Origin of the sequence: Teretinema zuelzerae (genome assembly GCF_021021555.1) — a bacterium.
Taxonomy (GTDB): domain Bacteria; phylum Spirochaetota; class Spirochaetia; order Treponematales; family Treponemataceae; genus Teretinema; species Teretinema zuelzerae.
Genome location: NZ_JAINWA010000003.1, coordinates 126,313 through 147,556, shown reverse-complemented (window position 1 = coordinate 147,556; position 21,244 = coordinate 126,313). Strand labels below are relative to the sequence as shown.

17 protein-coding genes and 1 pseudogene are annotated in these 21,244 nt (G+C 47.5%); 2 read left to right on the top strand and 16 right to left on the bottom strand.

Translation table 11 applies throughout. From position 1 onward, the window contains the following. Nucleotides 1-11 precede the first annotated feature (11 nt). From K7J14_RS07975 to K7J14_RS07915, 13 genes and pseudogenes are all read right to left on the bottom strand, one after another. The gene (locus K7J14_RS07975) at nt 12-953 is read right to left on the bottom strand and encodes a glycosyltransferase family 32 protein (RefSeq protein WP_230755095.1); all 942 of its coding nucleotides are present in this window, start codon (nt 951-953) and stop codon (nt 12-14) included. Next, nucleotides 950-1,915, bottom strand: coding sequence for a UDP-glucuronic acid decarboxylase family protein (locus tag K7J14_RS07970; protein WP_230755093.1), 966 nt, complete (start codon nt 1,913-1,915; stop codon nt 950-952). The genes K7J14_RS07975 and K7J14_RS07970 overlap by 4 nt, the downstream gene beginning before the upstream one ends. Beyond that, nucleotides 1,905-2,825 carry a glycosyltransferase family 2 protein gene (locus K7J14_RS07965; RefSeq protein ID WP_269062445.1) on the bottom strand — a complete coding sequence of 307 codons (921 nt, stop codon included), beginning with the start codon at nt 2,823-2,825 and terminating at the stop codon, nt 1,905-1,907. The genes K7J14_RS07970 and K7J14_RS07965 overlap by 11 nt, the downstream gene beginning before the upstream one ends. A gap of 1 nt (nt 2,826) precedes the next feature. Beyond that, nucleotides 2,827-3,597, bottom strand: coding sequence for a hypothetical protein (locus K7J14_RS07960; RefSeq protein WP_230755089.1), 771 nt, complete (start codon nt 3,595-3,597; stop codon nt 2,827-2,829). After that, nucleotides 3,594-4,766 carry a glycosyltransferase family 2 protein gene (locus K7J14_RS07955; RefSeq protein ID WP_230755087.1) on the bottom strand — a complete coding sequence of 391 codons (1,173 nt, stop codon included), beginning with the start codon at nt 4,764-4,766 and terminating at the stop codon, nt 3,594-3,596. Before K7J14_RS07955 ends, K7J14_RS07960 begins: the two co-directional genes overlap by 4 nt. Continuing rightward, nucleotides 4,763-6,055: a glycosyltransferase gene (locus tag K7J14_RS07950; RefSeq protein WP_230755084.1), complete on the bottom strand. Its 1,293-nt coding sequence runs from the start codon at nt 6,053-6,055 to the stop codon at nt 4,763-4,765. The genes K7J14_RS07955 and K7J14_RS07950 overlap by 4 nt, the downstream gene beginning before the upstream one ends. Nucleotides 6,056-6,139: 84 nt before the next feature. Next, nucleotides 6,140-7,186 (bottom strand): annotated as a pseudogene (locus K7J14_RS07945) (ABC transporter ATP-binding protein); the annotation flags it as partial. A 201-nt stretch (nt 7,187-7,387) separates the two neighbouring features. After that, nucleotides 7,388-8,263, bottom strand: coding sequence for an ABC transporter permease (locus K7J14_RS07940; RefSeq protein ID WP_230755081.1), 876 nt, complete (start codon nt 8,261-8,263; stop codon nt 7,388-7,390). Between the two features lie 8 nt (nt 8,264-8,271). Further along, a complete protein-coding gene (locus K7J14_RS07935; RefSeq protein ID WP_230755080.1) occupies nt 8,272-9,939 on the bottom strand; it encodes a capsule assembly Wzi family protein in 1,668 nt (555 codons plus the stop codon). Continuing rightward, nucleotides 9,936-11,276 carry a UDP-glucose dehydrogenase family protein gene (locus tag K7J14_RS07930; protein WP_230755079.1) on the bottom strand — a complete coding sequence of 447 codons (1,341 nt, stop codon included), beginning with the start codon at nt 11,274-11,276 and terminating at the stop codon, nt 9,936-9,938. Before K7J14_RS07930 ends, K7J14_RS07935 begins: the two co-directional genes overlap by 4 nt. Continuing rightward, nucleotides 11,264-12,295, bottom strand: a complete 1,032-nt coding sequence (locus K7J14_RS07925; RefSeq protein ID WP_230755078.1) for an NAD-dependent epimerase — start codon at nt 12,293-12,295, stop codon at nt 11,264-11,266. Before K7J14_RS07925 ends, K7J14_RS07930 begins: the two co-directional genes overlap by 13 nt. Beyond that, nucleotides 12,292-13,401 (bottom strand): mannose-1-phosphate guanylyltransferase, encoded by a 1,110-nt coding sequence (locus K7J14_RS07920; RefSeq protein ID WP_230755077.1) that lies wholly within the window; start codon nt 13,399-13,401, stop codon nt 12,292-12,294. The genes K7J14_RS07925 and K7J14_RS07920 overlap by 4 nt, the downstream gene beginning before the upstream one ends. Next, on the bottom strand, nt 13,383-13,934 hold the full coding sequence (locus K7J14_RS07915) for a winged helix-turn-helix transcriptional regulator (RefSeq protein WP_230755076.1): 552 nt from the start codon (nt 13,932-13,934) through the stop codon (nt 13,383-13,385). Before K7J14_RS07915 ends, K7J14_RS07920 begins: the two co-directional genes overlap by 19 nt. A gap of 136 nt (nt 13,935-14,070) precedes the next feature. Here K7J14_RS07915 and K7J14_RS07910 point away from each other — a divergent pair, with 136 nt between their 5' ends. Then, nucleotides 14,071-15,273 (top strand): pyridoxal phosphate-dependent aminotransferase, encoded by a 1,203-nt coding sequence (locus tag K7J14_RS07910; protein WP_230755074.1) that lies wholly within the window; start codon nt 14,071-14,073, stop codon nt 15,271-15,273. A gap of 35 nt (nt 15,274-15,308) precedes the next feature. Continuing rightward, nucleotides 15,309-16,775, top strand: a complete 1,467-nt coding sequence (gene glgA / locus K7J14_RS07905; RefSeq protein ID WP_230755072.1) for a glycogen synthase GlgA — start codon at nt 15,309-15,311, stop codon at nt 16,773-16,775. Here the strand turns inward: glgA and K7J14_RS07900 are convergent. Genes K7J14_RS07900 through K7J14_RS07890 form a run of 3 tightly spaced genes read right to left on the bottom strand, consistent with a single transcriptional unit; the run spans nt 16,767 to nt 21,240 of the window. Next, nucleotides 16,767-18,401: a P83/100 family protein gene (locus tag K7J14_RS07900; RefSeq protein WP_230755070.1), complete on the bottom strand. Its 1,635-nt coding sequence runs from the start codon at nt 18,399-18,401 to the stop codon at nt 16,767-16,769. The two genes, glgA and K7J14_RS07900, sit on opposite strands and share 9 nt — an antisense overlap. Nucleotides 18,402-18,415: 14 nt before the next feature. Next, entirely contained in the window at nt 18,416-20,104 is a 1,689-nt protein-coding gene (locus K7J14_RS07895) for an outer membrane protein assembly factor BamB family protein (RefSeq protein WP_230755068.1), read from the bottom strand. Then, entirely contained in the window at nt 20,101-21,240 is a 1,140-nt protein-coding gene (locus K7J14_RS07890) for a class I SAM-dependent RNA methyltransferase (RefSeq protein ID WP_230755066.1), read from the bottom strand. The genes K7J14_RS07895 and K7J14_RS07890 overlap by 4 nt, the downstream gene beginning before the upstream one ends. Nucleotides 21,241-21,244: the final 4 nt, after the last annotated feature.

The window sequence follows — 21,244 nt, the reverse complement described above, 5'->3', positions numbered from 1 at the left end:
ATAATACCGAACTATTCAGAATCATTCTTTTTTAACCACAAATATCTATGTGAACCGAATGGAAAAAGAAAATTTGCTATTTTATTCAATGATTCAACTCCAGATTCCGGTATTGACCATCTTGGCTTTAAAAAACAATCAGAAATGTTGTACTTATTCCTTATATTATTTATCAGGCTGGGGTAGACAGCATAGTTTTTATCTGTTAAGGCTTGTTTTAATATCTTGGGAACAGATAACCCGCTATCACATTTAACCCAGGTTGCAGAAAAGTGGTGGCATAGGCACGTATGTTCATTAAATGAAGTTATGGTCATTAAACCAGCTCTTTTCGTAACGGGTGAAAACCATTCAGCAGGATAAATTTTGATTCCATGTGTTGTAAGTGGCGAATTTAAACTTGGAAAAACACCCAAATTTGTTGGTGCAGAATCATTGACAGGATTTTCTATGAAGTATAAAGACATCAGATATGGCATATCGAAACGTTTTATGATATGCCGCAATGGTCCTGAAAATGATGTTTCATATAGGTTCATCATAAAACGCAGAATGGGATTAGAAGAACCATCTTTAACGCCCATTGAATGGGCTGTCAATCGACCGTTTCCTGCGCTCTCGATTCCGATGAAAAGAGAGTAATCTGAAGCGGCTTGTGCTTCATCGTAGACTTGTCTGAATACATTCCCGTCGAGTACTTCGATGTCTGCATCGAGATAGACTCCGCCGTATTTTTCTAAAAGCCAACACCTGAAGTAATCACTGAGAAACGCATGATTCTTTTCCGCCGCCATATTTGCTGTATACTGGTTTAGGTTGATCGGCAAATTGTTTTTATCCCAATACTTTATTTCAAAATCGGGCAATTCTTTTTTCCAAGTTTCTAGATAAGGAAGAAAAGGATCAGGTCCGTCATCGAAATTAAAAAAAATCCGATGAAGAATTCTGCTCATATGAAATCCTTGAAATACTCTATCGTCCTCGATAATCCGTCTTCGAGCGAAACCTTCGGGCTCCATCCAAGCTTTGATTTCGCTAAGCTGATATCGGGCTGACGTTGTTTTGGATCGTCGGCAGGGAGCGGCATGAAAACAAGTTTTGATTTTCCACCAGTCAACATAATGATTTTTTCCGCCAATTCAAGCATCGTAAATTCGCCCGGATTGCCGATATTAACGGGGCCGGTGAAATCAGGTGAAGACTCCATCATGAGCATGAATGCGTCTATCAAATCATCAACATAGCAGAAGGAACGGGTCTGCTGGCCGTCTCCGTAAATAGTGATATTCTCGCCGCGCAGAGCCTGCATGATGAAGTTGCTCACGACACGTCCGTCGTTCGGATGCATTCGAGGCCCGTAAGTATTGAATATGCGGACGACCTTGATTTCAACGCTGTTTTGACGGTAGTAGTCGAAAAACAGCGTCTCTGCGCACCTTTTGCCTTCATCGTAGCAAGAACGAATTCCTATCGGGTTCACGTTCCCCCAGTACGATTCGACCTGCGGATGCACAGAGGGGTCTCCGTAGACTTCGCTTGTAGAAGCCTGGAGGATTCTTGCCTTTGTCCTCTTGGCTAGTCCAAGCATATTGATGGCTCCGTGAACGCTTGTTTTCGTCGTTTGAACGGGATCATATTGATAGTGAGGCGGACTTGCAGGACAGGCGAGATTGAAAATACGGTCGACTTCCACATAATAAGGGAAGGTAACGTCGTGTCGGACAAGCTCGAAGTAGGGATTCCCGACTAGATGCGCAACATTCCGCTTTTGACCGGTGAAAAAATTATCGAGGCAAATGACGTCGTGCTTTTCTTTGATCAGACGCTCGCATAAATGGCTTCCCAGAAAACCTGCACCTCCTGTCACCAGCGCTCGCGGATTCAATGCGTAATTATACTTCTTATTATGCTCCATAGATATCAATCTCCTTCCTATCCTTAAATACTTCTGAGTCGATGATTCTCATCGACTTATACTTGTCCGCAATGGTTCTATTCCTGAAAAGAGTATGCAAATATGATTTAAATAGACAGTAGTATGAAAAAATGAAATGAGCCTTTACGCATTCAAGATTGCCAAAAGTCTTCCTTAAATACAAATATTTACTTTCATATACGATTCGTTTTACTCCCTCTATTTTTTCTAGTGACGCTCCCTTGAGATGCAGTATCTTCGCCTGCGGAACTGAAAAGACTTTATATCCCGCATTAATGATTCTGTGCGTAAGCTCTGTTTCTTCGTAATACATAAAGAAATCCGAGTCGAATCCTCCGCTTTCCAAAAACAGTTTTCTTGATATCATGAGATCGGCGCCAGTGATATAACCAACTTCTCTTGGTTCTTCCGTTCGATTAAACCAAGCATTCGGACCCTCGAAGATTTCGGTCAATCTAGGGATGAATCTGGCAAGCTCTGTCCATGCTGAAGGTAGTTTCATTGCATAACTGTGTTGCGGACTTAGATCGGTATTATAGAGATTTCCGCCGGCTATTCCGCATTCCGGCGTTGCTAAGTAAAAATCGGATAAAATCCGAACTGCGTCGTTTATGAGTTCGGTATCGCTATTTAGAAAGAACAACAATTCCCCCATCGCCTGTGCGGCGCCGAGATTATTCGCTTTTCCGAATCCGATGTTCTCCGGAGATGCAATGATTTTTACTGTCGGAAAAAGCGTAGAAATCATTTTAACAGAATCATCACTGGACGAATTATCTACCACTAGTATTTCATAGTCTATGGAATTGGTCTTTTCATAAATAGACTCGATGCATTTTTGGAGAAGCATTCCAGTATTATAATTGACGATAATAATAGAAACGTTCATTTCAGGTGTTGTTCCAATCGATTACAGGCGCTAGGTATTTCACTTCTGCATGTGTAGCTTTTGCGGGAACTGCCGATATCAGTTTTTTCAGCTTTTTTCGAAATAATATGTTTTTACCGAGTATAAAAGTTTCTTTTTTCATTCTTCTTAAGAAGTAAGAAAAAAAGTCTGACGGCTCACCTTGTGTAATCGACATGAAGCCATGAAAATCATCGGGAATTCTGCCGTTCGTATATTTTTCCCATATTTGAAGGTCCTCTATTAATGTTGCAACTTTGCATGCAAACGACATGGTTGTGGAATCAGTTTCTCTCCAATGCGAACTTGGCGTGACATATAAACGGGTCTTGTGAAATTTATTGAAGTTGAACGGACTTCCGCCTGTAGATTCAATAATATATTTGTCAGGATGATCATATAGTGTCACATAATCTGATATTGCTAATCCTTCTTCAAGGCTTATTTTACTTCCTGGTAAGTGGATATAGTCATCTTCAAGAAGATAAACATAATCAAACGGATTATGTGAAGCAATAATCTTTTTAATCATGTATATGAAAGAAGCAGAATTTCCCAGAGATGTTTCTTCATAAGAAAGCTGCATATTGCGAATATTGTCGATTGTTGCAAGTTCGCAATTATCAGCAATGACGTATATTTGTTCTTTGCCAAATTCGCGGATGGCATTACATAAACAATCCATCTTTCCTGCGTTCAGAATTTTCTCTTTTGGATTACCTTTATCAGAGATTCTATAATAAACCTTAATCATTTCGCTCCTCCTCCATTTATTAAACGATTAAACAAATAATAGGGCAATAAAACCAATGCAGATAAATATGAATTGATATAGAGACTCTTTCTTATGTTCCATTTTCCAAAAAAAATGGAAATACAATATTTTACACAGTTAACAAAGCGTCTAGAAAGTTCTTGATGAATTGTGTGATAAGATTCGTTTTTGATTATATACAACAGCTGATTTCTAAAAATATAAAACCTTATGCGTGGGTTATTCTTACTAGATCCTGAATGTATATGTCTAACAATTGCTGATGGACAAAAAATAATAGGGAAACCTTTTTTTTTCACTCTTGCAGATAAATCAGTATCTTCATAATACATGAAGAATAATTCATCGAAACCTTTAATTTTATGAAATAATTCTTTATTGATACAGAAAGCTGCTCCACATGCGAACTGAACTTCTTTTTCTGTGTTAAATAATAAACCATCTGGTTGAGCAAATCCTATATCCTGTCCTTCATTTTGTTCATTTAGAAAAGAGCCAGCATTTTGAATCAACTGAACAGCTTCTAATTGAACATCGTTAACAGATAAATATAATTGTTTGATTGAATCATTACAAACAAATTGTATTTCATAAGAAGAAGAGTTTCCATATATTAGGGGAATATATATCTCTGAATTCTCGATACAAGTAATTGAATCCGAACTGATTGTTGCTTGTTTAACAAATCTATTATCTATAATATAATCTGACCCATTAATTTTGACTTCTAAGTCTATTTTCTGATTTTCTTTTATTGGTAATTTAATAAAGTCATAAAAAAAAAGTAGCTTACAAGTTATAACGCAGTCTTTTTTGTTCATGCATTTATCAATTTCAATTAGAAAATTTTGATCAACAGATGTATCATTGTTAAGAAATATTAAATTTTTCCCTTTCGCATAGGTTGCCGCTATATTGTTTGCTTTAGCGAAACCCATATTCACATCATTTTGTATTACTTTAAGATTTTCAAACCTTTTACTAAACGAATTTGTTAGTAATTCAATAGATTTATCGTCTGAGTTATTATCAATAACTATAATCTCATAGATGATAGATGCTGTGAGTAATTTACTGAGCGATGCAAACAAAGTCTCAAAATATTTTGAGCCGTTATAGTTTACAATTATAATAGAATAATCAATCATAATATTTTTTCCGAAAAGATTCTGTCACAATTAGTATAAAAATTCTCTACTGAATAATTGTATGATTTATTTATTGCTTCATTAGATATTTTTTGTTGTAGTTCATAATTATCAATTACAATTCTATTATATTCTATCCATTCATTAAGCGTATCCCACTTATAACCATTTATTCCATGGTCAACAATTTCACATTGTCCACCTTTGTTTATCACAATTGGAATAATACCATAGGACATAGCTTCTACAGTTGTTATTCCGAAATGTTCCATTTTCTCAGGGTTTACATCAACATCAACTCCGAAACCTGTTGCATGCCAATAAATTTTAGCTGATTCATAAAGCTTATGTAAGTCTCCTATTGGCATATCAAAATGTAAAAAAATATTACAACCTTTTGAAGCCTTTAGTATAATATCCTCTATATATTTCTTATCCTCTTTGTTTATCTGTCTATTTCCTACAAGATGTAATTCCCATCCGATGAATTCATTATGATTGTTATTCCAAAAATCAATCATGATATCTTGTCTTTTTGAATGTGCTCCGAAAAAAAATCTACCGACTGATAATATAATATTTTTTTTGGGTTTCTTTATTCGTGAAAAAATTTCATGTTCTGTAAACACAGGGGGATAAATACACTGTGATTGAATTTCATAACCCCAGTATCTATGTAACCATTGATTAGTGAAATCAGAATTGCTTATAAAACATAAGTAAGATTTCTTAAATAATTGATTCAATAAGTCGTCATTATCTTCTTTTTTTGGTGGGAACATGCAGTTATAAAAATTTCTTTTTGCAAAGCCTATCAGTCTACTATCAATTGTAGAATTAATAAAAATATCATAATTAAAAGAAAACTTAGTAAGAAAATCTTGATTAATTGCTTTCCTTTTTATAATTGAAGTCTTTGATAAGTCAATATTAAATTGTTTATTGATATCCTGAATTGTCGGATATTTAGGATCAAAAACACAAATACTTCTAGAATCTTCAACAAGAATATGAATAATTGCTTCAGAATTGTAGAGTTCAAAATACTTACAGAATAAAGCCATATGTTTTTCACCACCACCAAGAGCAGGTAGGTTTTTGTTATATATAAGAACTTTTGGGCTTTTTGGCTTTTTATTCTCATTGAAAATAGCTACATCAAATTTATAATAATCTATATATTTTTTTCCCCCCAACCATCTATATAATGATAGTTCTGTCCTAATATCAATAATATAAAGTTTAGTTATACGAAGTAGTTTTCGTAGGAATTGATTTTTTAATTTCATCTATTACTCCTTTCGTTTTGTTACTGACAACTAAATGAACTGAAATGATGCAAGTAGTTTTCTTTCATATGTATTATTAATTATTTATTGAATAATCTTCCACTTCCATGATGGTTCTATCGCATCAAGTCTATTTTCTGAGGAATGCCTATGATTGCTAGTGTTAAAAACCTCAAAAAAAAGTTTCAGCTCTGGACTAACGATTCTCTTGTATCCATGTATTGCAAAGTCAAATTCGATATGATATTCACCTGTAGCGAACAGTGTAGAATCAATTAATAATTTAATTGAATGGAGTCCTTTTGATTTAAGTTTTTCATATTGCTCATCGGTTGATACGTCAGATATTGAACTAAAACAAATACGATGATTATTTTTATTATAAAATAAAATGGAAAATACATAATCCAATCCGGGATTATGTATTTCATATGTAATAACTAATTCAAGTATATTGGTGTTCTGTATTAGCTCAGCCTTTAATAATGAAAGATTATGATCTCCTTCTACACCAGACCAGCTGCTTCTATTACTCTCATCCTCGACTGAATGATATTTTCTTACACAATCTTCAATGTCTCCGGATGCAGTTAATCTTCCCTTCTCAAGTATGACGCCCTTGTTACACAAGGCTTGAACTGATTGCATATTGTGGCTCACGAATAAAACTGTTCTGCCTTGTTCAGAACTGATGCTGTTCATTTTACCAATTGCTTTTTGTTGAAACTTGATATCTCCGACAGCTAGTACTTCATCAGCAATAAGTATTTCACTGTCAAGATGCGCGGCGACGGCAAATCCCAAACGAACATACATACCACTTGAATAACGTTTGACTGGAGTATCTATATGTCTTTCTATTCCACTGAAGTCGATAATCTCGTCGATTTTTTTATCGATTATCTTTTTTTTCATGCCAAGAATGGATCCGTTCAGATATATATTTTCTCTGCCTGTTAATTCTTTATGAAAGCCGGTTCCAACTTCAAGAAGGCTCGCAACTCTGCCGTTAATTCGAATACATCCTTCCGTAGGGGCAGATATTCTTGATATTAATTTTAACAAGGTACTTTTTCCGGCACCATTTCTCCCGATAATTCCAACTCTGTCTCCCTGTCTGATATCCAGCGAGACGTCTTTCAGCGCCCAGAAACTATCCTGCCCGTCATGATATTCATCACCAATTTTAGCATGGGGATCGGGCTTACCTTGTTTTCTTGCGATGAGCGTCTGCATATCGCGGAAAAAAGTTCCTGTATTAATAACACCCAAATCATATTTCTTCGATATATGTTCTATCTGAACAGCTAAGTCATTCATTTTTATTGTTCCTTATACGACATCGATAAAAGTGCGTTCGCCTTTATTGAAAGCGATCAGTCCCATGAAGAAAAATATTGCGGTCATAAGAAGACTGGATACAATCATTTGAGCACTGACATTTCCTGCTCCGTAGAACCAAATACGGAACAATTCTATTGGCGCAGAAGCTGGATTCAAATAAAAGATCCATGCATAAGATTCTGGTACTTGTGACAACGGATATACAATCGGTGTCGCATACATCCATAAATTCATACCGAATGTAATCAGCTGTTTTAAATCACGATATTTTGTAGTTATTGCCGAAACTATCAAGCCCATTCCGGTTCCAAGCAATGCCAGCCAAATAATGATTAATGGAAATAAAAATGACTTGAATGAAAAATGGATCGGTGCTCTAATGACGAAGAAATAAACAATGAAGACAAGGAGCAACATAAATTGGACTAAAAGACCAATACCATTGATAAAAATTTTCGATATCGGAACTGTGAGTCTTGGAAAATAAACCTTGCTGAAAACATCAGCGTTTGAAGTGAATGTGTCGCTTGAATCCTTGAAACATTTCTCAAAAAAAGTCCAGAGCATTGTTCCACTATAATAAAACAAGATATATGGAATTCCATTTGTGGAAAGACGAGCAAGATTTCCAAATATAAAAGTAAATAATACAGTCGATATGAGAGGTTGTATCACATACCAGAGAGGGCCGAGAATCGTTTGCTTATACTGGGTAGTGAAATCTCTTTTAACAAAAAGAAAAATCAAATCCCGATATCGGATTACTTCACGGAGCTTAAGATTCAAGAGATTCTCTTCTGGAACTAAAACAGTGGTCCATTGATTTTTAAGAGATTGTTGATTTTCAATTTCATCTAATTTCATGTGAGATCCTAAAATTTATATGTAATTCCTGATATAATATTGCACCCAATTCTTTTATTTGCAATATTCCAGCTTTGTGTTTTATATATAGGATTTAAAGACATAACCACTGAACCTGATCCAAATAATATCCAGTTATCAAGTATGTTGAGTGTTCCCGCACAACCGAAAGCCAAATTAGCTTTTATGTCTTCAATATGTGTAGTCCCAGTATTATCATCGGGATCATAACCGTCTACTGCTTTTGCATAAATAAAATCGTTATCAGGATTCGTTCTGTGAACAAATATCGTCGCGTTTCCTTTCGGGAAATATCCGGTAATTCCGAGATACTGGCTGTTTCCGCCGGTGCCGTTTCCCGCTCCCAGCCACTGGCCCGAGGAAGTATAGCCTTGCTTAATCTGATGGTGGGCATAGAATGTGGACGGCCACTGGAATTGGAAATCCTGAGACATCTCAAGATTGGACCACTCAGCAAGGATTTCTACAGGAATTCCGCCGAACAAAGGAAGCGTCGCCTTTTTAACGAGTCCTCCGGTGTACACCATCGAATGGAAGGGGTACCGGATATAACCGTCCAAACTAGGGCAGTAATCGTTGATTCCTGCTTCGCCGTATACTTCGATTCCGCCTTTCGCGGAAAGCCAGGAGAATGACACCGACGCCCGTTGATCCCAAACGTCCTGGTCACCGCTGTTATTCCATTTAAAGAAAAAGAGAGATGGAATGGTAGCGTAGCTTTCGATTTTCCAGGGCGCGAGATACACCCTGTTCGCGGACAGGGTCAGCCCTTCCAAAAAGGACGGAGCCCAGGAGACCGTGAGGCCCGAGATCATGTTGCGGTCGTTTTCGGGGTTGTTGTCGAACCAATCGGATTCGGAGAGCTGGCCGACCCAGGTTCGCGCTTCGAACTTTCCCAGATTCCAGCCGAGGTAGGGAAGCTCGACTTGCGTCGGGCGGATTCCGATGTCTGCCTTGGGGTAGGGGGCTGCGTTGTTAGAGTGAAGGATCGGATTGATTCTCGCCGGGCCGAGCCAGATCAGCTGCGTGCCGAAGCCCGCGGTGAGGGTTTTCCATGTATAGCGGATTTCCGAATCTCCCCAGCTCAGCGTATAAAAGGAATCGTCGCCGAAGCGCTGGGGCGCGTCTATGGAGGCGATGCCGTAGTAGCCGTATTCCCCGGCCTTCCCTGCATAGGCGTCGTTCTCGGAATACGCAGTATTCGGCGCGACCAAATCGAAGGAGAGGTTTTGCGAAAAAGAGACTTCCGGCTTCAAGGTGAGTTCGAAGCCGAATCCTTCGAGCCGCGCGCCGGCCGAAAAGCTCGAGTTAAAGCCTTTTCCCTGCCACAGGGCTCCGTCGTTCTGGCCGTAGGGAGCGGCGCTGTTCCACGATGTATAGAGTGAAGGGCCGTACAGGCGGAAGGACATATCTTCTGTCAGAGACTTCATGCCTCCCAGCCGCTCGCCGGCCCAGGGGCCTTCGATTCCGGAGACGTCCCATGACGAATCGGAAAGCGTGCGGTAATTCAAATACGGTTTATCGACGGATCCGTCGAGTGAGAGAAACTGGTAATAGTTTTCTTCGACCGACAACAGCGCTTCCTGTGCGGAAACGAAGCCCGCGCCGATGCAGAGAAGACTGAAAAATCCGGCCGAAAGCCTCGGTAATCTCATTTGCCGACCGCGTGGTAGACGAAGCCCTTCGATTCGACGTCTTCCCGTTTGTAGACGTTCCTGAGGTCGAAGAAGAGCGGGCGGTTTAAAAGGGTCTTAACCCGGTCGAGATCCAGATTCCGGTATTGATTCCATTCCGTCATGAGAACGAGTGCGTCGGCTTTTTCCATCGACTCGTATTCGGAAGCGCAGAACGCGACGGAATCCTTTACGGATTCGAGGCGCCATTTCGCTTCGGCGACGGCCGCGGGGTCGCAGGCGCGGATTTTCGCTCCCAGGGCGACCAGTCCTTCGATGATGGTGATGGCCGGGGCCTCGCGCATATCGTCGGTGTTGGGTTTGAAGGCGAGTCCGAGAACCGCGATCGTTTTACCCTTGAGGCTGCCGCTTCCGCCCATGCCGGCTTCGATTTTATGAACCATTCGGTTCTTCTGGCGCTCGTTCGCTTCGATGGTAGTTTCGACGATGCTCAGCGGTTCGCCGTTGTCCCGACCGATGCGGGCCATTGCCTGCGTATCCTTTGGGAAGCAGCTTCCGCCGTATCCGGGACCGGGATGCAGGAACTTGCCGCCGATGCGTCCGTCGCGACCCATCGCCTTCGCGACGTCCTGAACATTCGCGCCGACTTTTTCGCAGAGGTTAGCGACCTCGTTGATGAAGGTTATTTTAACCGCAAGGAAGGAGTTCGACGCGTATTTAATCATTTCCGCGGTTTCGATATTCGTTTCGATGTACGGAGTTTCGTTGATGTAGAGGGAGCGGTATACGTCCTTCATGAGGGCGCGCGCCTTGAGGCTCTCCGCGCCGATGACCACCCGGTCCGGGTGCATGAAGTCCTGGACGGCCGATCCTTCGCGCAGGAATTCGGGATTTGAGACGACGTCGAAGCCGTATCCGGCCGCTTCGGCTCCGCGCTTTCCGAGCTCCTCCGCCATCCAGGCCTTCACCTTTCTGCCGGTTCCGACGGGAACGGTGCTTTTATCCACGACAACCTTGTATCCGTCCATGGCCCGCGCGATTTCCCTCGCGACCGCTTCGACGTATTTCAGATCCGCGCTGCCGTCGTCCGCGGGGGGAGTGCCGACGGCGATAAAGACGACGTCCGAGGCGCGCACGGCGGCCGCCATGTCGGTAGTGAAGGAGAGCCTTCCGGACGCGACGTTCCGCTGCACTACGTCTTCGAGGCCGGGCTCGTATATGGGAATTCCGCCGGCTTTCAGCGTTTTGATCTTATCGGGATTGTTGTCCACGCACACGACGGTGTTTCCGAAATCCGCGAGACATGCTCCGGAAACCAAGCCGACGTATCCGGTTCCTGCGACTGCTATTGTAGCCATGGTTGCTTCTCCTTATACCAGCGAGCGAATCTTACTAGTCCTGTTTCAAGCGGCGTCGACGGCGCCCAGCCGAAATCGTTCAAAAGGGCTGTGGTGTCTGCCGAGGTCATATAAACGTCTCCTGCCTGCATGGGCAGATAGTTTTTTTGCGCGGTTTTTCCGAGGCTTTTCTCCAAAAGGCCGATGAAGGTTTCCAGTTTCTCGGGATTGCTGTTGCCGATGTTGTAAATCCTGTACGGGGCGGACGAGCTGTCGGGCCTTGGGTGTTCGGCATCGAAGCTTTTGTCTGCAGGAGCGGGCCTGTCCGCTATCAGGCAAACGGCTTTCACCACATCGTCGATATAGGTAAAGTCCCGAAGAAGGTCTCCGTTATTGTACACATCTATCGTCTGGTTTTTCAGAATGGCGTCCGCGAATTTAAAATACGCCATGTCGGGGCGTCCCATCGGTCCGTAGACGGTGAAAAATCGCATTCCGGTGACGGGGAGGCCGTAGAGATGGGCGTATGTGTGGGCCATCAGTTCGTTTGCGCGTTTCGTCGCGGCGTACAGACTGACGGGATGGTCGACAGGATCTTGCTCGGAAAACGGCGCCTTGCGGTTCATGCCGTACACCGAGGAGCTCGACGCGAATGCAAGGTGCGGAATCCGGTGGTTCCTGCACGCCTCCAGAACATTAAGGAAGCCCCTCAAGTTGCTGTCGCAATAAGCTCCCGGATTTTCAATGCTATAGCGGACTCCCGCCTGGGCGGCCAGATGAATCACCCGGTCGAATGCGTTGCGGGAGAAAATTTCATCGAGAGACGCCTGATCCTCGAGCCGTGCGTGATGGAAGGTCCACCGGCCTTCTATTTGGGACTCGGGAAGGGAGGAGAGCATGGACAGCCGGTCCTGCTTTAAATCGACCCGGTAATAGTCGTTGATCGAATCGAAACCGACTACCGAGTGTCCTTCCTCGAGAAGCTTTTTGCATACGAAGGAGCCGATGAAACCCGCGGCTCCGGTCACGAAATATTTCACGCCAATCCCTTTTGCTTTAATATCGAAAGCGCGTCCTTGACCAGGTTTGTTTCTCCCCGGCGGGCGACCAACGCTTTTCCGTTTTTAATGACTACGACCAGATCGTCGACTCCGCAGAGCGCTACCGGTATGTCCGACTGGACGAAGCAATTGCGCGTATCGACGGGGGCCGCGTTTTCGGGGTAGCCGTCGAAATACGCCGCGAGAGAATCCCAGGTGCCCACGTCGTCCCACAGAAACGACGCCCTGACGGAGACGGTTTTCTTCGATTTCTCGCTCACCGCGTAGTCGATGGAGACGGCGGGAGTCTGTTCGTAGGCTTCGGCAATGCCGGGAGATACGGTCATTACGCCGACTCCCGATGCATGCTCGACGATGCTGCCGTTTCCGGTGTTCTCGAACGCCTTCGCGATTTCAGGGGAATACTCGGCGAGTTCGGAAAGGAAAAAGTCGGCCCTGAAGGCGTAGAGGCCCGAGTTCCAGAAATAATGCCCGTCTTCGACCCAGGCTCGGGCGGTCGCCGCGTCTGGTTTTTCCTTGAACGAGTCGACCTTGAACGCTCTGCCGGAGCTGCCGTCCGCAACGGAGATCTGCGCGCCTGCCTTGATGTATCCATAGCCGGTTGCGGGAGATGCGGGAGGAATCGAAAAGGTGACGAGATTTCCCTCGTTCGCGAGGCTCGAGGCGAGTTCCGCGTCGGATATAAAGGCGTCGGCCGGCTTGATGATATGGTCGCTCGCCATCATCAGGATATTGACGGGTTCGCTTCTTTTCAGGGACAGCAGGTATCGGGCGGTCCACGCGATCGCCGGAGCGGTGTTTCTTCCGCGCGGCTCGCTCATGACGAGGGTCTTTGCGAGAAGCGAAGGCTCCTTCATTCTCTCCGATAGATCGAGCACGTCCTGAACGACCAGATCTGTCCAGTCCTTACGCGTCACGATGCAGATATTCCCGGAGATTCCGAGGGAAAAAGCTTTGCGGATCGCGGATTGCAGAAAACTGTCTCCGTCGCCGAGGGACATGAACTGTTTCGGTTTTTTCGCGTCCGAAACCGGCCAGAGTCGTTCTCCGGAACCGCCGGCAAGAATCAACACATCGGTGCACATATTTTTTCTCCTGTAAGCAGGGTATAGACCGTCGTGGAATCGCGGCAGGCCTGGTTCCAGCTTCCCTTCCAGTTTTCGGACACGAACACGAACGCGTCCGCGGGTATTTGAGTCTCTTGCATTACGGTCGTAAAATGAAGTCCAGCGCGCGACGCCGCGTATTCGACGATGAAGTCGAGATCGCTGTCGCCGAGAAGAATGATCTGTGAGTGTCCGGTCGCTGCGGCCGTTTCGACGAGCTGTTGAACCTGGTCCCTGCAGTCGGACACCTTTTTGATGGTGCGCTTCAGCGAGCGCCATGTCCTGCGCGCCAGCTCGTTCAAGCCTTCAGGAGTCAATACATAGGTAACCGTGCGGGAAGAAACCCTGCGAACTCTGATAAGACCCTTTTCCGCGAGGCGCTTGAGGATTACGTTGGTCATCCCCAGAGATAGCTGAACCTCGCGCGAAAGATCGCGCTGGCTGATGCTTTCCTGTTTTTCGCCGAGATCTTTTATGCTTTCAAGCAGCAGATATTCAGAATCCTGTTCCATAGTTTTAAAGCATATTCTCCATAGGGTTTTCGGGCGTTCAACTTTTGAACACTATCATAGTGGACAATCAATGACAAGAGAAATGGTTACAAAAGGGTGTTTGATATGCTATTATTCGAGAAAGGAGCTTAACACTATGCCTGTCGCACCATCCATTAAAGAGTCCATGGCCTCTTCATCCTTTATCAGAAAAATGTTCGAAGAAGGAATCCAGCTCAAAGCGCAGTACGGCGCCGATAATGTATATGATTTCAGCATCGGAAACCCCGATCTCGAGCCGCCCGCCAAAGTTCACGCGGTTCTCGCGGAGATAGCGGCATCCCCGGAAAAAGGCCTTCACGCGTACATGCCGAATCCCGGATACAAGGAAACCCGCGAAGCAATGGCGAAAAAAACGAGCGCGGAGCAGGGCGTTCCGGTCGATTTTTCCCATATCGTAATGGCTGTCGGCGCGGCCGGCGCTATGAACTCCGTTTTCAAGGCGGTTCTTTCTCCCGGGGACGAAGTCGCCGTTCCCGCCCCGTTTTTCGCCGAATACACCCATTACGCGCGCAATCACGGAGCTTCGTTGAAGCAGATACCGACTAAAGAGGATTTCTCCCTCGATTTCGACGCGATCGCGTCGGCACTTACGGAGAAAACTTCGGTATTCATCATCAACTCGCCGAACAACCCGACCGGAAAAATTTATACCGCCGCAGAAATTGCAGGCCTCGCCGCCGTCCTTGAAAGCCACCGCGTAAAAACGGGCAAGACGGTAGTTCTCGTAGCGGACGAGCCGTACCGCGACATCGTCTACGACAACCGCGCTGTGTCGCCCGTGTTTCCGCATTGGCCCGCGACGGTCGTCGTCACCTCCTTCGCGAAAAACTTGAGCCTTCCCGGGGAGCGGATCGGCTTCGCCGCGGTGAATCCCGCCTGCCCGGACGCAAAAGACATGCTCGACGCGATCATATTCTCTACCCGCGTTCTCGGCTTCGTCAACGCGCCGGCTATTTTTCAGCGCGTAGTCGCTAAATGCTGGAACGAGCCGGTCGATTACTCCCTCTACGCCGCGCGCCGCGAAAAACTCGCCGCAGTGCTGGACGCAGCCGGAATCGAATACTTTCTGCCGGAAGGCGCCTTTTATCTGTTCTGCAAGGTTCCCGCCCCGCGCGAAGCCGCTCACACGGCCGGTTCGGACGGAGAGTTTTGCGACCATATGAAAAAACACCGCATTCTCGGCGTTCCCGGAACCGGGTTCGGTAAAAAAGGGTGGTTCCGGCTCGCGTTCTGCGCTCCGATGCGTTCGATCGAACTTTCCGCCGAAGCCTTCAAGGCGGCGCGGGCAAGCTGGTAACCGCTGTATTATACTGAAAAGGTGGAGGATCCTGAATGAAGATTTTAATGGTTACGAGCGAGGCTGTTCCATTCGCGAAAACCGGAGGCCTTGCCGATGCTGTTTCCGCCCTTTCGATCGCCCTTTCAAAGCAGGGCCACGATGTGCGCATCGTCATGCCCAGGTACTATAAAATCGATCGTTCCAAGCTGGAACATATTCCCGGGCCTATGGGCGTTCATCCGGGCTACCAGGAGATTTGGACAGGCGTGTATCAGGGGGCTTTGCCCGATTCGACGGTTCCCGTCTATTTTATCGATCATGAACAGAGTTTCGGAAGAGACGGCGTGTACGGAGTTCCCGGCGAAACCGATTTCAACGACAATCCACAACGCTTTTCCCTTCTCGGACACGCGGCGTTTCAGTTGTGCAGAAAAATTCAATGGTATCCGGACGTCATCCATGCCCATGACTGGGCGGCGGCACTAGCGCCGATACTGTTGAAATTCAACGAACGAAAAGGCGAATTCGCGAAAACCGCGAGCGTATTCACGATCCACAACATCGGCTATCAGGGCGTTTACGGGAAGCATCTTTTCCCGTACACCGGACTGAGCTGGGATAATTTCTACGCCGCGGGCTTCGAAGACTGGGACAGAATGAACTTCCTCAAAGCAGCCCTCGTCTCTTCGGACAAGCTCACCACCGTTTCTCCGACCTACGCGAAAGAAATACAGCGGCCCGAATACGGATTCAGGATGGACGGAATCCTCCGCTACCGTTCGACGGATCTTGTCGGAATTTTGAACGGCGTCGATACCGATATCTGGAATCCGGGAAAGGATCAGCTGATTCCCGTTCAATACACCGCGAAAACGCTTGATAAGAAAAAGGCGAATAAGGAAGCTCTCCAGAAAAAGATGGGGCTGCCGGTAGATCCCGATGTTCCGATAATCGGTATTATCACCCGTCTTGCCGATCAGAAGGGCGTGTCAGAACTCTTCGGTCCGGCGTACGGCTCGGTTTGGAGAATGTGTTCGGACATAAAGCTTCAGATGGCGGTGCTCGGAGCGGGAGAGGCGTGGTGCGAGGCCGAACTGAAATCCCTCAGCGCGAATCTTCCGAATTTCAAGGCCTATGTCGGCTACGATGAATCGCTGAGCCATTTGATCGAAGCGGGCTCCGATTTCTTCCTGATGCCGTCGAGGTATGAACCGTGCGGACTCAACCAGATGTATTCGCTGCTGTACGGCACCTTGCCGATAGTCAGGAACACCGGCGGGCTTGCGGACACGGTGCAGAATTATAATGAACAGACGGGCGAGGGGACGGGCTTCATTCTTGAAAACCTCACCCCTCAAAGCATCTATGATACCGTCGGCTGGGCGGCCTACGCCTGGTTCAACAAGAAGGAACACATACTCGCCATGCAAAAGCGCGCCATGGCGAGCGAATTCGGCTGGGACACCTCCGCGAAACGCTATGAAGATGTCTACAAAAGCGCACTATCCCGGTTATCTTGATTGATCGACAAGGTCGGTGGCCCGCAGCAGGCGGATGCCGCCTTCCTTGTTCTGCACCAAGAGTCCGCGGGGCGTTACCACGATTGCCGTAGCAGGGTTGACCTGAACAGCGGACTTCGCCTTTACCGCCAATTCCTGATCGAAGCGTCCGACGACGAAATTTCCCGATTCGCCTTCAATCACCGCGTACCAATCGTTTCCGCCCTTAACCAATACGCTCTGCTCCGCGATAGGATCTTCTCCCTGCTTCGCCATTTCAAGCGATTTGGGATCGATCAGAACCAGGCGGATCGCTCCGGAACCGCTTTTTTTACCTGCTATAGCTACCAAATGCGTTCCGGTGTCGTATATCGTTCTTCCTCGAATGGAATTAACCGGAGACGTTTTCAATATCTTGCCGTCCACCAGGTTGATTTGCACTAATTCCGACAATAGAGCGGCGTCGTCGGTCAATCTGAGCGTCCAGGCGGGTTCAGCCGATGAGAGAGCCGCCTCGTTCTGTCGTTTTTCCTCTTCCTTGCGCGCGTCTTCTGCCTTTTGCTCGTCGGCGGCAACTTCTTTTTTATCAGTGCGGGACTCGCTTTCTTTTTTATCGGCAAGCGTCTGATCCTTTGCGGACTCTTCTTCTTTCTTCGTTATTTCTTGTTGTATTTGAGCGAGCTCTTCTTCTTTTTTTTCAGCTTCGGCTGTCTGTTGCTGCGCTTTTTTCTCGGCATCCTCTGCCTTTTGTCGGGCCGCTTCATCCCCGGGATTCGCTTCCGCTTCCGAGCGGGCCTTTTCGGCTTCTTTTACCGCTGCGCCGGCTTCCTTTTTAGCTTCGGCTGCTTCCGTTTTCTTATCTGACTCGGCTTTTTTGGCATCCGCCGAGGCCTTCTGCGATTCCGTCGCCCTGGACGCTGCCTGATCCGCTTCCTTTTCCTTGATGTCGGCTAGTTTTTTTCTATCGTCTATGCCGGCTCCGTCGTCTTCCCTCATTTTAGAAACGACCTCGGGGCTGCTGATCGCGCTGGTGTCTATGCTGCTAAGCGTTCCGGCAAGGCGGGGCTCGGAAAGCGGAACGACAAGCTGGGTATTCCCCGGCCATTCATCGTATTTCAGCGCGATTCCGACCTTGGCGGGCTCGAGCCAGCCGAGGACCGCTTGTTTGTAGCGCGAACGGAAAAAGTCTATTTTTCCGCGGTTCACCGCGTTGTAGGCGGTGATGAAGACTGCCAGAGTGGACGAATCGCTTTCTGAATATCCGTACGCGGAGGAAAGGTAGGCCGAAAGAATCCGGTGAATATTGTCTATGTGGTCGACCCCTGCCTGAGGCCCGAGGATAAGGATGTCCGCGTCGAAGCCGGACGCGGCTGAGGGATCGACCGCGTGAATGATCCGATACTTCTCGCCGTCTCCGGTTTCCCGCGGGGTTCCGGAAAGGGCGGCTGGCCGTATGACGCTTCCCATGCCGCTTCCGATGGCGCGGATCTCCGCCGCGGTATTCACGACGCTTTGCGGCCCGGTATAATTGATGAATTCGATAACCGGCGCGCCGGAGGTAGGAGAAATCTCGGTCCGGTTTACTTCAAGGGAAAAGGCTGCGGCGAGCAGCCCAAAGAACAGCGGAATCAATACAGCTTTTTTCATCTACATCCTCCAAGTTAATCCAATAACCGCGCGAGCAAAAATCGCGCTCGATTCGATATGCGATCGCTGTAGGGAGCGACTGCGAAAGACGCGAGCATCTGAGTGCCGTTGTAAGCTACCGATCCGCCGGTATAGCGGATAACGCTGTACAACGCGTCGCACAAGGCGAGCTGGAGCGATTCATTTCCCGAATGCCCCTCGCCGGACATATAGCGCAGAGCCTCCAGCACCGAGCCGTCGAAATCGGGCCCGCACTCCGTTAACCCCGCAAGGATGCCTTCCATTACGAAGGGATCCTTGTTTTTATAGGCATATTCGAGAAGGAATGCCCGATATTCGAGGGAACCGAGCTGTCCGAGGAGAGCCGCAGCCCGCTGCCTGTTTGAACTCAGGCTTGCCGGGTTCTCAAGAATCCGAACCAGTTCGCGCGCGTATCTGGGTTCTCTGGTGCTCGGCCCGTATTCCGACAAATCCGCCGTAATCCGGGAGAAAAGCGTTGTTTCCGCGCCGTTCTGGGCCGGGAAAAGGCCGATCCAGGGATTTTCCTCAGAAACCAGTATAGCGTATCTTTGGGTTTTCCGGTGTTTTTTTTCAGTTCCGATCCTGTTTTCAAGACGGACTCCGTCGATAATGCTGTCCGTTCTCGACAGGTAGGCAAAACCCGAAGACGTCATGGCCGGTTCGCGGATCGACGCGACGGTTTTTTTCCGGTATGCCGAAGAACCTGTAAAAGACCATGAACTTGCGGTCCCGCTGTGTATCACCGTTATTTGATCCCGGCTCACATCGACGACTGCCGGTTCCAGAACAGGGCCTCCCGTGCCGCCGCGCCACAGAAGGGCGCCGTCGGTCGAGTTTCTTGCGGACAGGGAGCCGTCCTCGCAGAGAAGAACGAGGGCGGACTCTATGGCATTCCACGCCGAAACGGAAGCGGATTCCCGAATTTCCCAGATTGCTTCCGTCGGCTGGGCGTTCGGTGCGCGAGTATCCCGGACGTCGAAACAGACGATCCTGCCGTCGCTTGAATATGCGTAGTATCCGCCCGGATTGGGAAGAAGTCCTGCGATTGAAAGCGGAGAATCGCTCAAACTTGAAGCTGCGACGCGTTCCACTATTTCGCCGAACGGCGAAACGCGAATCACATCCTTTGCGTCCCCGCATACCAACAGATTGCCCGATCCGTCCTGCGACAGGATTCTTGAACGATGGCCCGCCGCGTCTTCAGGGAGATCCGCGGCCCATTTGATTCGCCCGACGGAAGAAAGACAGAGAATCTCATCGGCATACACGATATAGATTCGCCCGTCTGGAGCGAACACCGGAGCGCCGGAGGGAAGCTTGCTCCGTTTCATCCTCCATAACAGATATCCGTCCTGGCTCACTGCAGTGATCGTTCCCGGCTCGGAAAACGCCAGAATCAAACCTTCAGGCGACACACCTATAAATGGGGCAGGGCGTCCAGATATTCCGCGGCTCCACAGAAACCGCCCGTCGACGTCCAGCGCCGCGACCGAGCGATCGTCGGTAACGATGAAGCACCGGTCTCCGAACGGAACCGGCCCCGCCGCTGCGTCGCCGGCCAGGACCCGGGTCCAGGAGGAATCGATGCGGGGAGACGGATCGGTGCGCGCCTCGTCGACGCAAAAGAGGGATGTGGTCATTCCGACAAGGCATATGCCGAAAACGAACGGGATTTTACTCATCTGATGAAAATTCCGCATGCCTCCATATGGGCGGTGTGGGGATAAAAATCGTAGAGCGTCGTTTCGATAAGGCGATATCCGGCTTCCTGCAAACGAGAGGCGTCTCTGGCAAGGGTGACCGGATCGCAGGAAACATAGCGGAGAACCGGAATTTTGGAAGACGCGAACCACTGCAGCGCGGTTTTCGACATTCCCTGGCGCGGAGGATCGATAAGCGCAGAATCGTATTGTTTTCGGGACTCCGCGCGCGAAGGCCACGCATCGTCCGAACAGGAGCAGAACCGAGATTTGCCGCTATAGGGCTCGAGGTTTTTTTTCGCTTGATGCAGCGCGCGTTTGTTGTGTTCGACCAGCGTGCAGGATGAAAAATGATCCGATAACAGAACCGAAAAGGTTCCCACCCCCGCGTAGAAATCCAGGAACGATCCGTCCTCGGGGGTGCCCCAGCGGCAAAAATCCTCGTTAAGCCGGCAGGCCAGCTTCTGGAAAACAGGCAGATTGGATTGAAAAAATCCCCTGACGTCGAAGCCGATTTTCCGGCCGCACAGCGTTACCTCGCAGTCTTCGTCTGCATCTTCCTGCCAAAGGGCGTCTCCGTCTGAAAACACGTGAAAGCGCGTTTCGCTGTTCCGTTCGGCGGCTCTTTTCGCGATAGTTCCGTCTTTCAGCCCTTCTCGGATCGGTCTTGCGGCGATCGGGCAGTCGGCAAGCATGACGGGCGTATCCGAATCGGATTCCTTCAACCCGACTCCGGCAGTCATTCGGTGAAACTGAAAGCGGGAACGGTATCCGAACGGATCTCCGGATACGACTTCTATCGGTTCGGCTGTTGTAACTCCCGCACGCTGAAAGATGTCTTCAAGCATCTTTTTTTTCAGTTCAAGCTGGTATCCGTAATCGGCCATCTGAAGACTGCATCCGCCGCATCGGCCGAAGAGGGGGCATTCCGCCGTAATTCTATGCTCTGAAGCTTCGATCAACTCAAGCACGCGGGCAAAGGCGTAATCCTTTTTATCGCGGATTATTTCGATATCGGCTCGTTCTCCGGGGAGAAGGCCGGGTACGAATACAGCCTTGCCGTCTATTTTTGCGAGGCAGGATCCCCCGGCGACCATTTTTTCTGCTATAATAATCATGAGA

Excerpts from the sequence above, each read along its gene's own strand:
- K7J14_RS07975 (WP_230755095.1), bottom strand. The coding sequence starts at position 953 with ATGAGCAGAATTCTTCATCGGATTTTTTTTAATTTCGATGACGGACCT.
- K7J14_RS07970 (WP_230755093.1), bottom strand. The coding sequence starts at position 1,915 with ATGGAGCATAATAAGAAGTATAATTACGCATTGAATCCGCGAGCGCTG.
- K7J14_RS07965 (WP_269062445.1), bottom strand. The coding sequence starts at position 2,825 with ATGAACGTTTCTATTATTATCGTCAATTATAATACTGGAATGCTTCTC.
- K7J14_RS07960 (WP_230755089.1), bottom strand. The coding sequence starts at position 3,597 with ATGATTAAGGTTTATTATAGAATCTCTGATAAAGGTAATCCAAAAGAG.
- K7J14_RS07955 (WP_230755087.1), bottom strand. The coding sequence starts at position 4,766 with ATGATTGATTATTCTATTATAATTGTAAACTATAACGGCTCAAAATAT.
- K7J14_RS07950 (WP_230755084.1), bottom strand. The coding sequence starts at position 6,055 with ATGAAATTAAAAAATCAATTCCTACGAAAACTACTTCGTATAACTAAA.
- K7J14_RS07940 (WP_230755081.1), bottom strand. The coding sequence starts at position 8,263 with ATGAAATTAGATGAAATTGAAAATCAACAATCTCTTAAAAATCAATGG.
- K7J14_RS07935 (WP_230755080.1), bottom strand. The coding sequence starts at position 9,939 with ATGAGATTACCGAGGCTTTCGGCCGGATTTTTCAGTCTTCTCTGCATC.
- K7J14_RS07930 (WP_230755079.1), bottom strand. The coding sequence starts at position 11,276 with ATGGCTACAATAGCAGTCGCAGGAACCGGATACGTCGGCTTGGTTTCC.
- K7J14_RS07920 (WP_230755077.1), bottom strand. The coding sequence starts at position 13,401 with ATGTGCACCGATGTGTTGATTCTTGCCGGCGGTTCCGGAGAACGACTC.
- K7J14_RS07915 (WP_230755076.1), bottom strand. The coding sequence starts at position 13,934 with ATGGAACAGGATTCTGAATATCTGCTGCTTGAAAGCATAAAAGATCTC.
- K7J14_RS07910 (WP_230755074.1), top strand. The coding sequence starts at position 14,071 with ATGCCTGTCGCACCATCCATTAAAGAGTCCATGGCCTCTTCATCCTTT.
- glgA (WP_230755072.1), top strand. The coding sequence starts at position 15,309 with ATGAAGATTTTAATGGTTACGAGCGAGGCTGTTCCATTCGCGAAAACC.
- K7J14_RS07900 (WP_230755070.1), bottom strand. The coding sequence starts at position 18,401 with ATGAAAAAAGCTGTATTGATTCCGCTGTTCTTTGGGCTGCTCGCCGCA.
- K7J14_RS07895 (WP_230755068.1), bottom strand. The coding sequence starts at position 20,104 with ATGAGTAAAATCCCGTTCGTTTTCGGCATATGCCTTGTCGGAATGACC.
- K7J14_RS07890 (WP_230755066.1), bottom strand. The coding sequence starts at position 21,240 with ATGATTATTATAGCAGAAAAAATGGTCGCCGGGGGATCCTGCCTCGCA.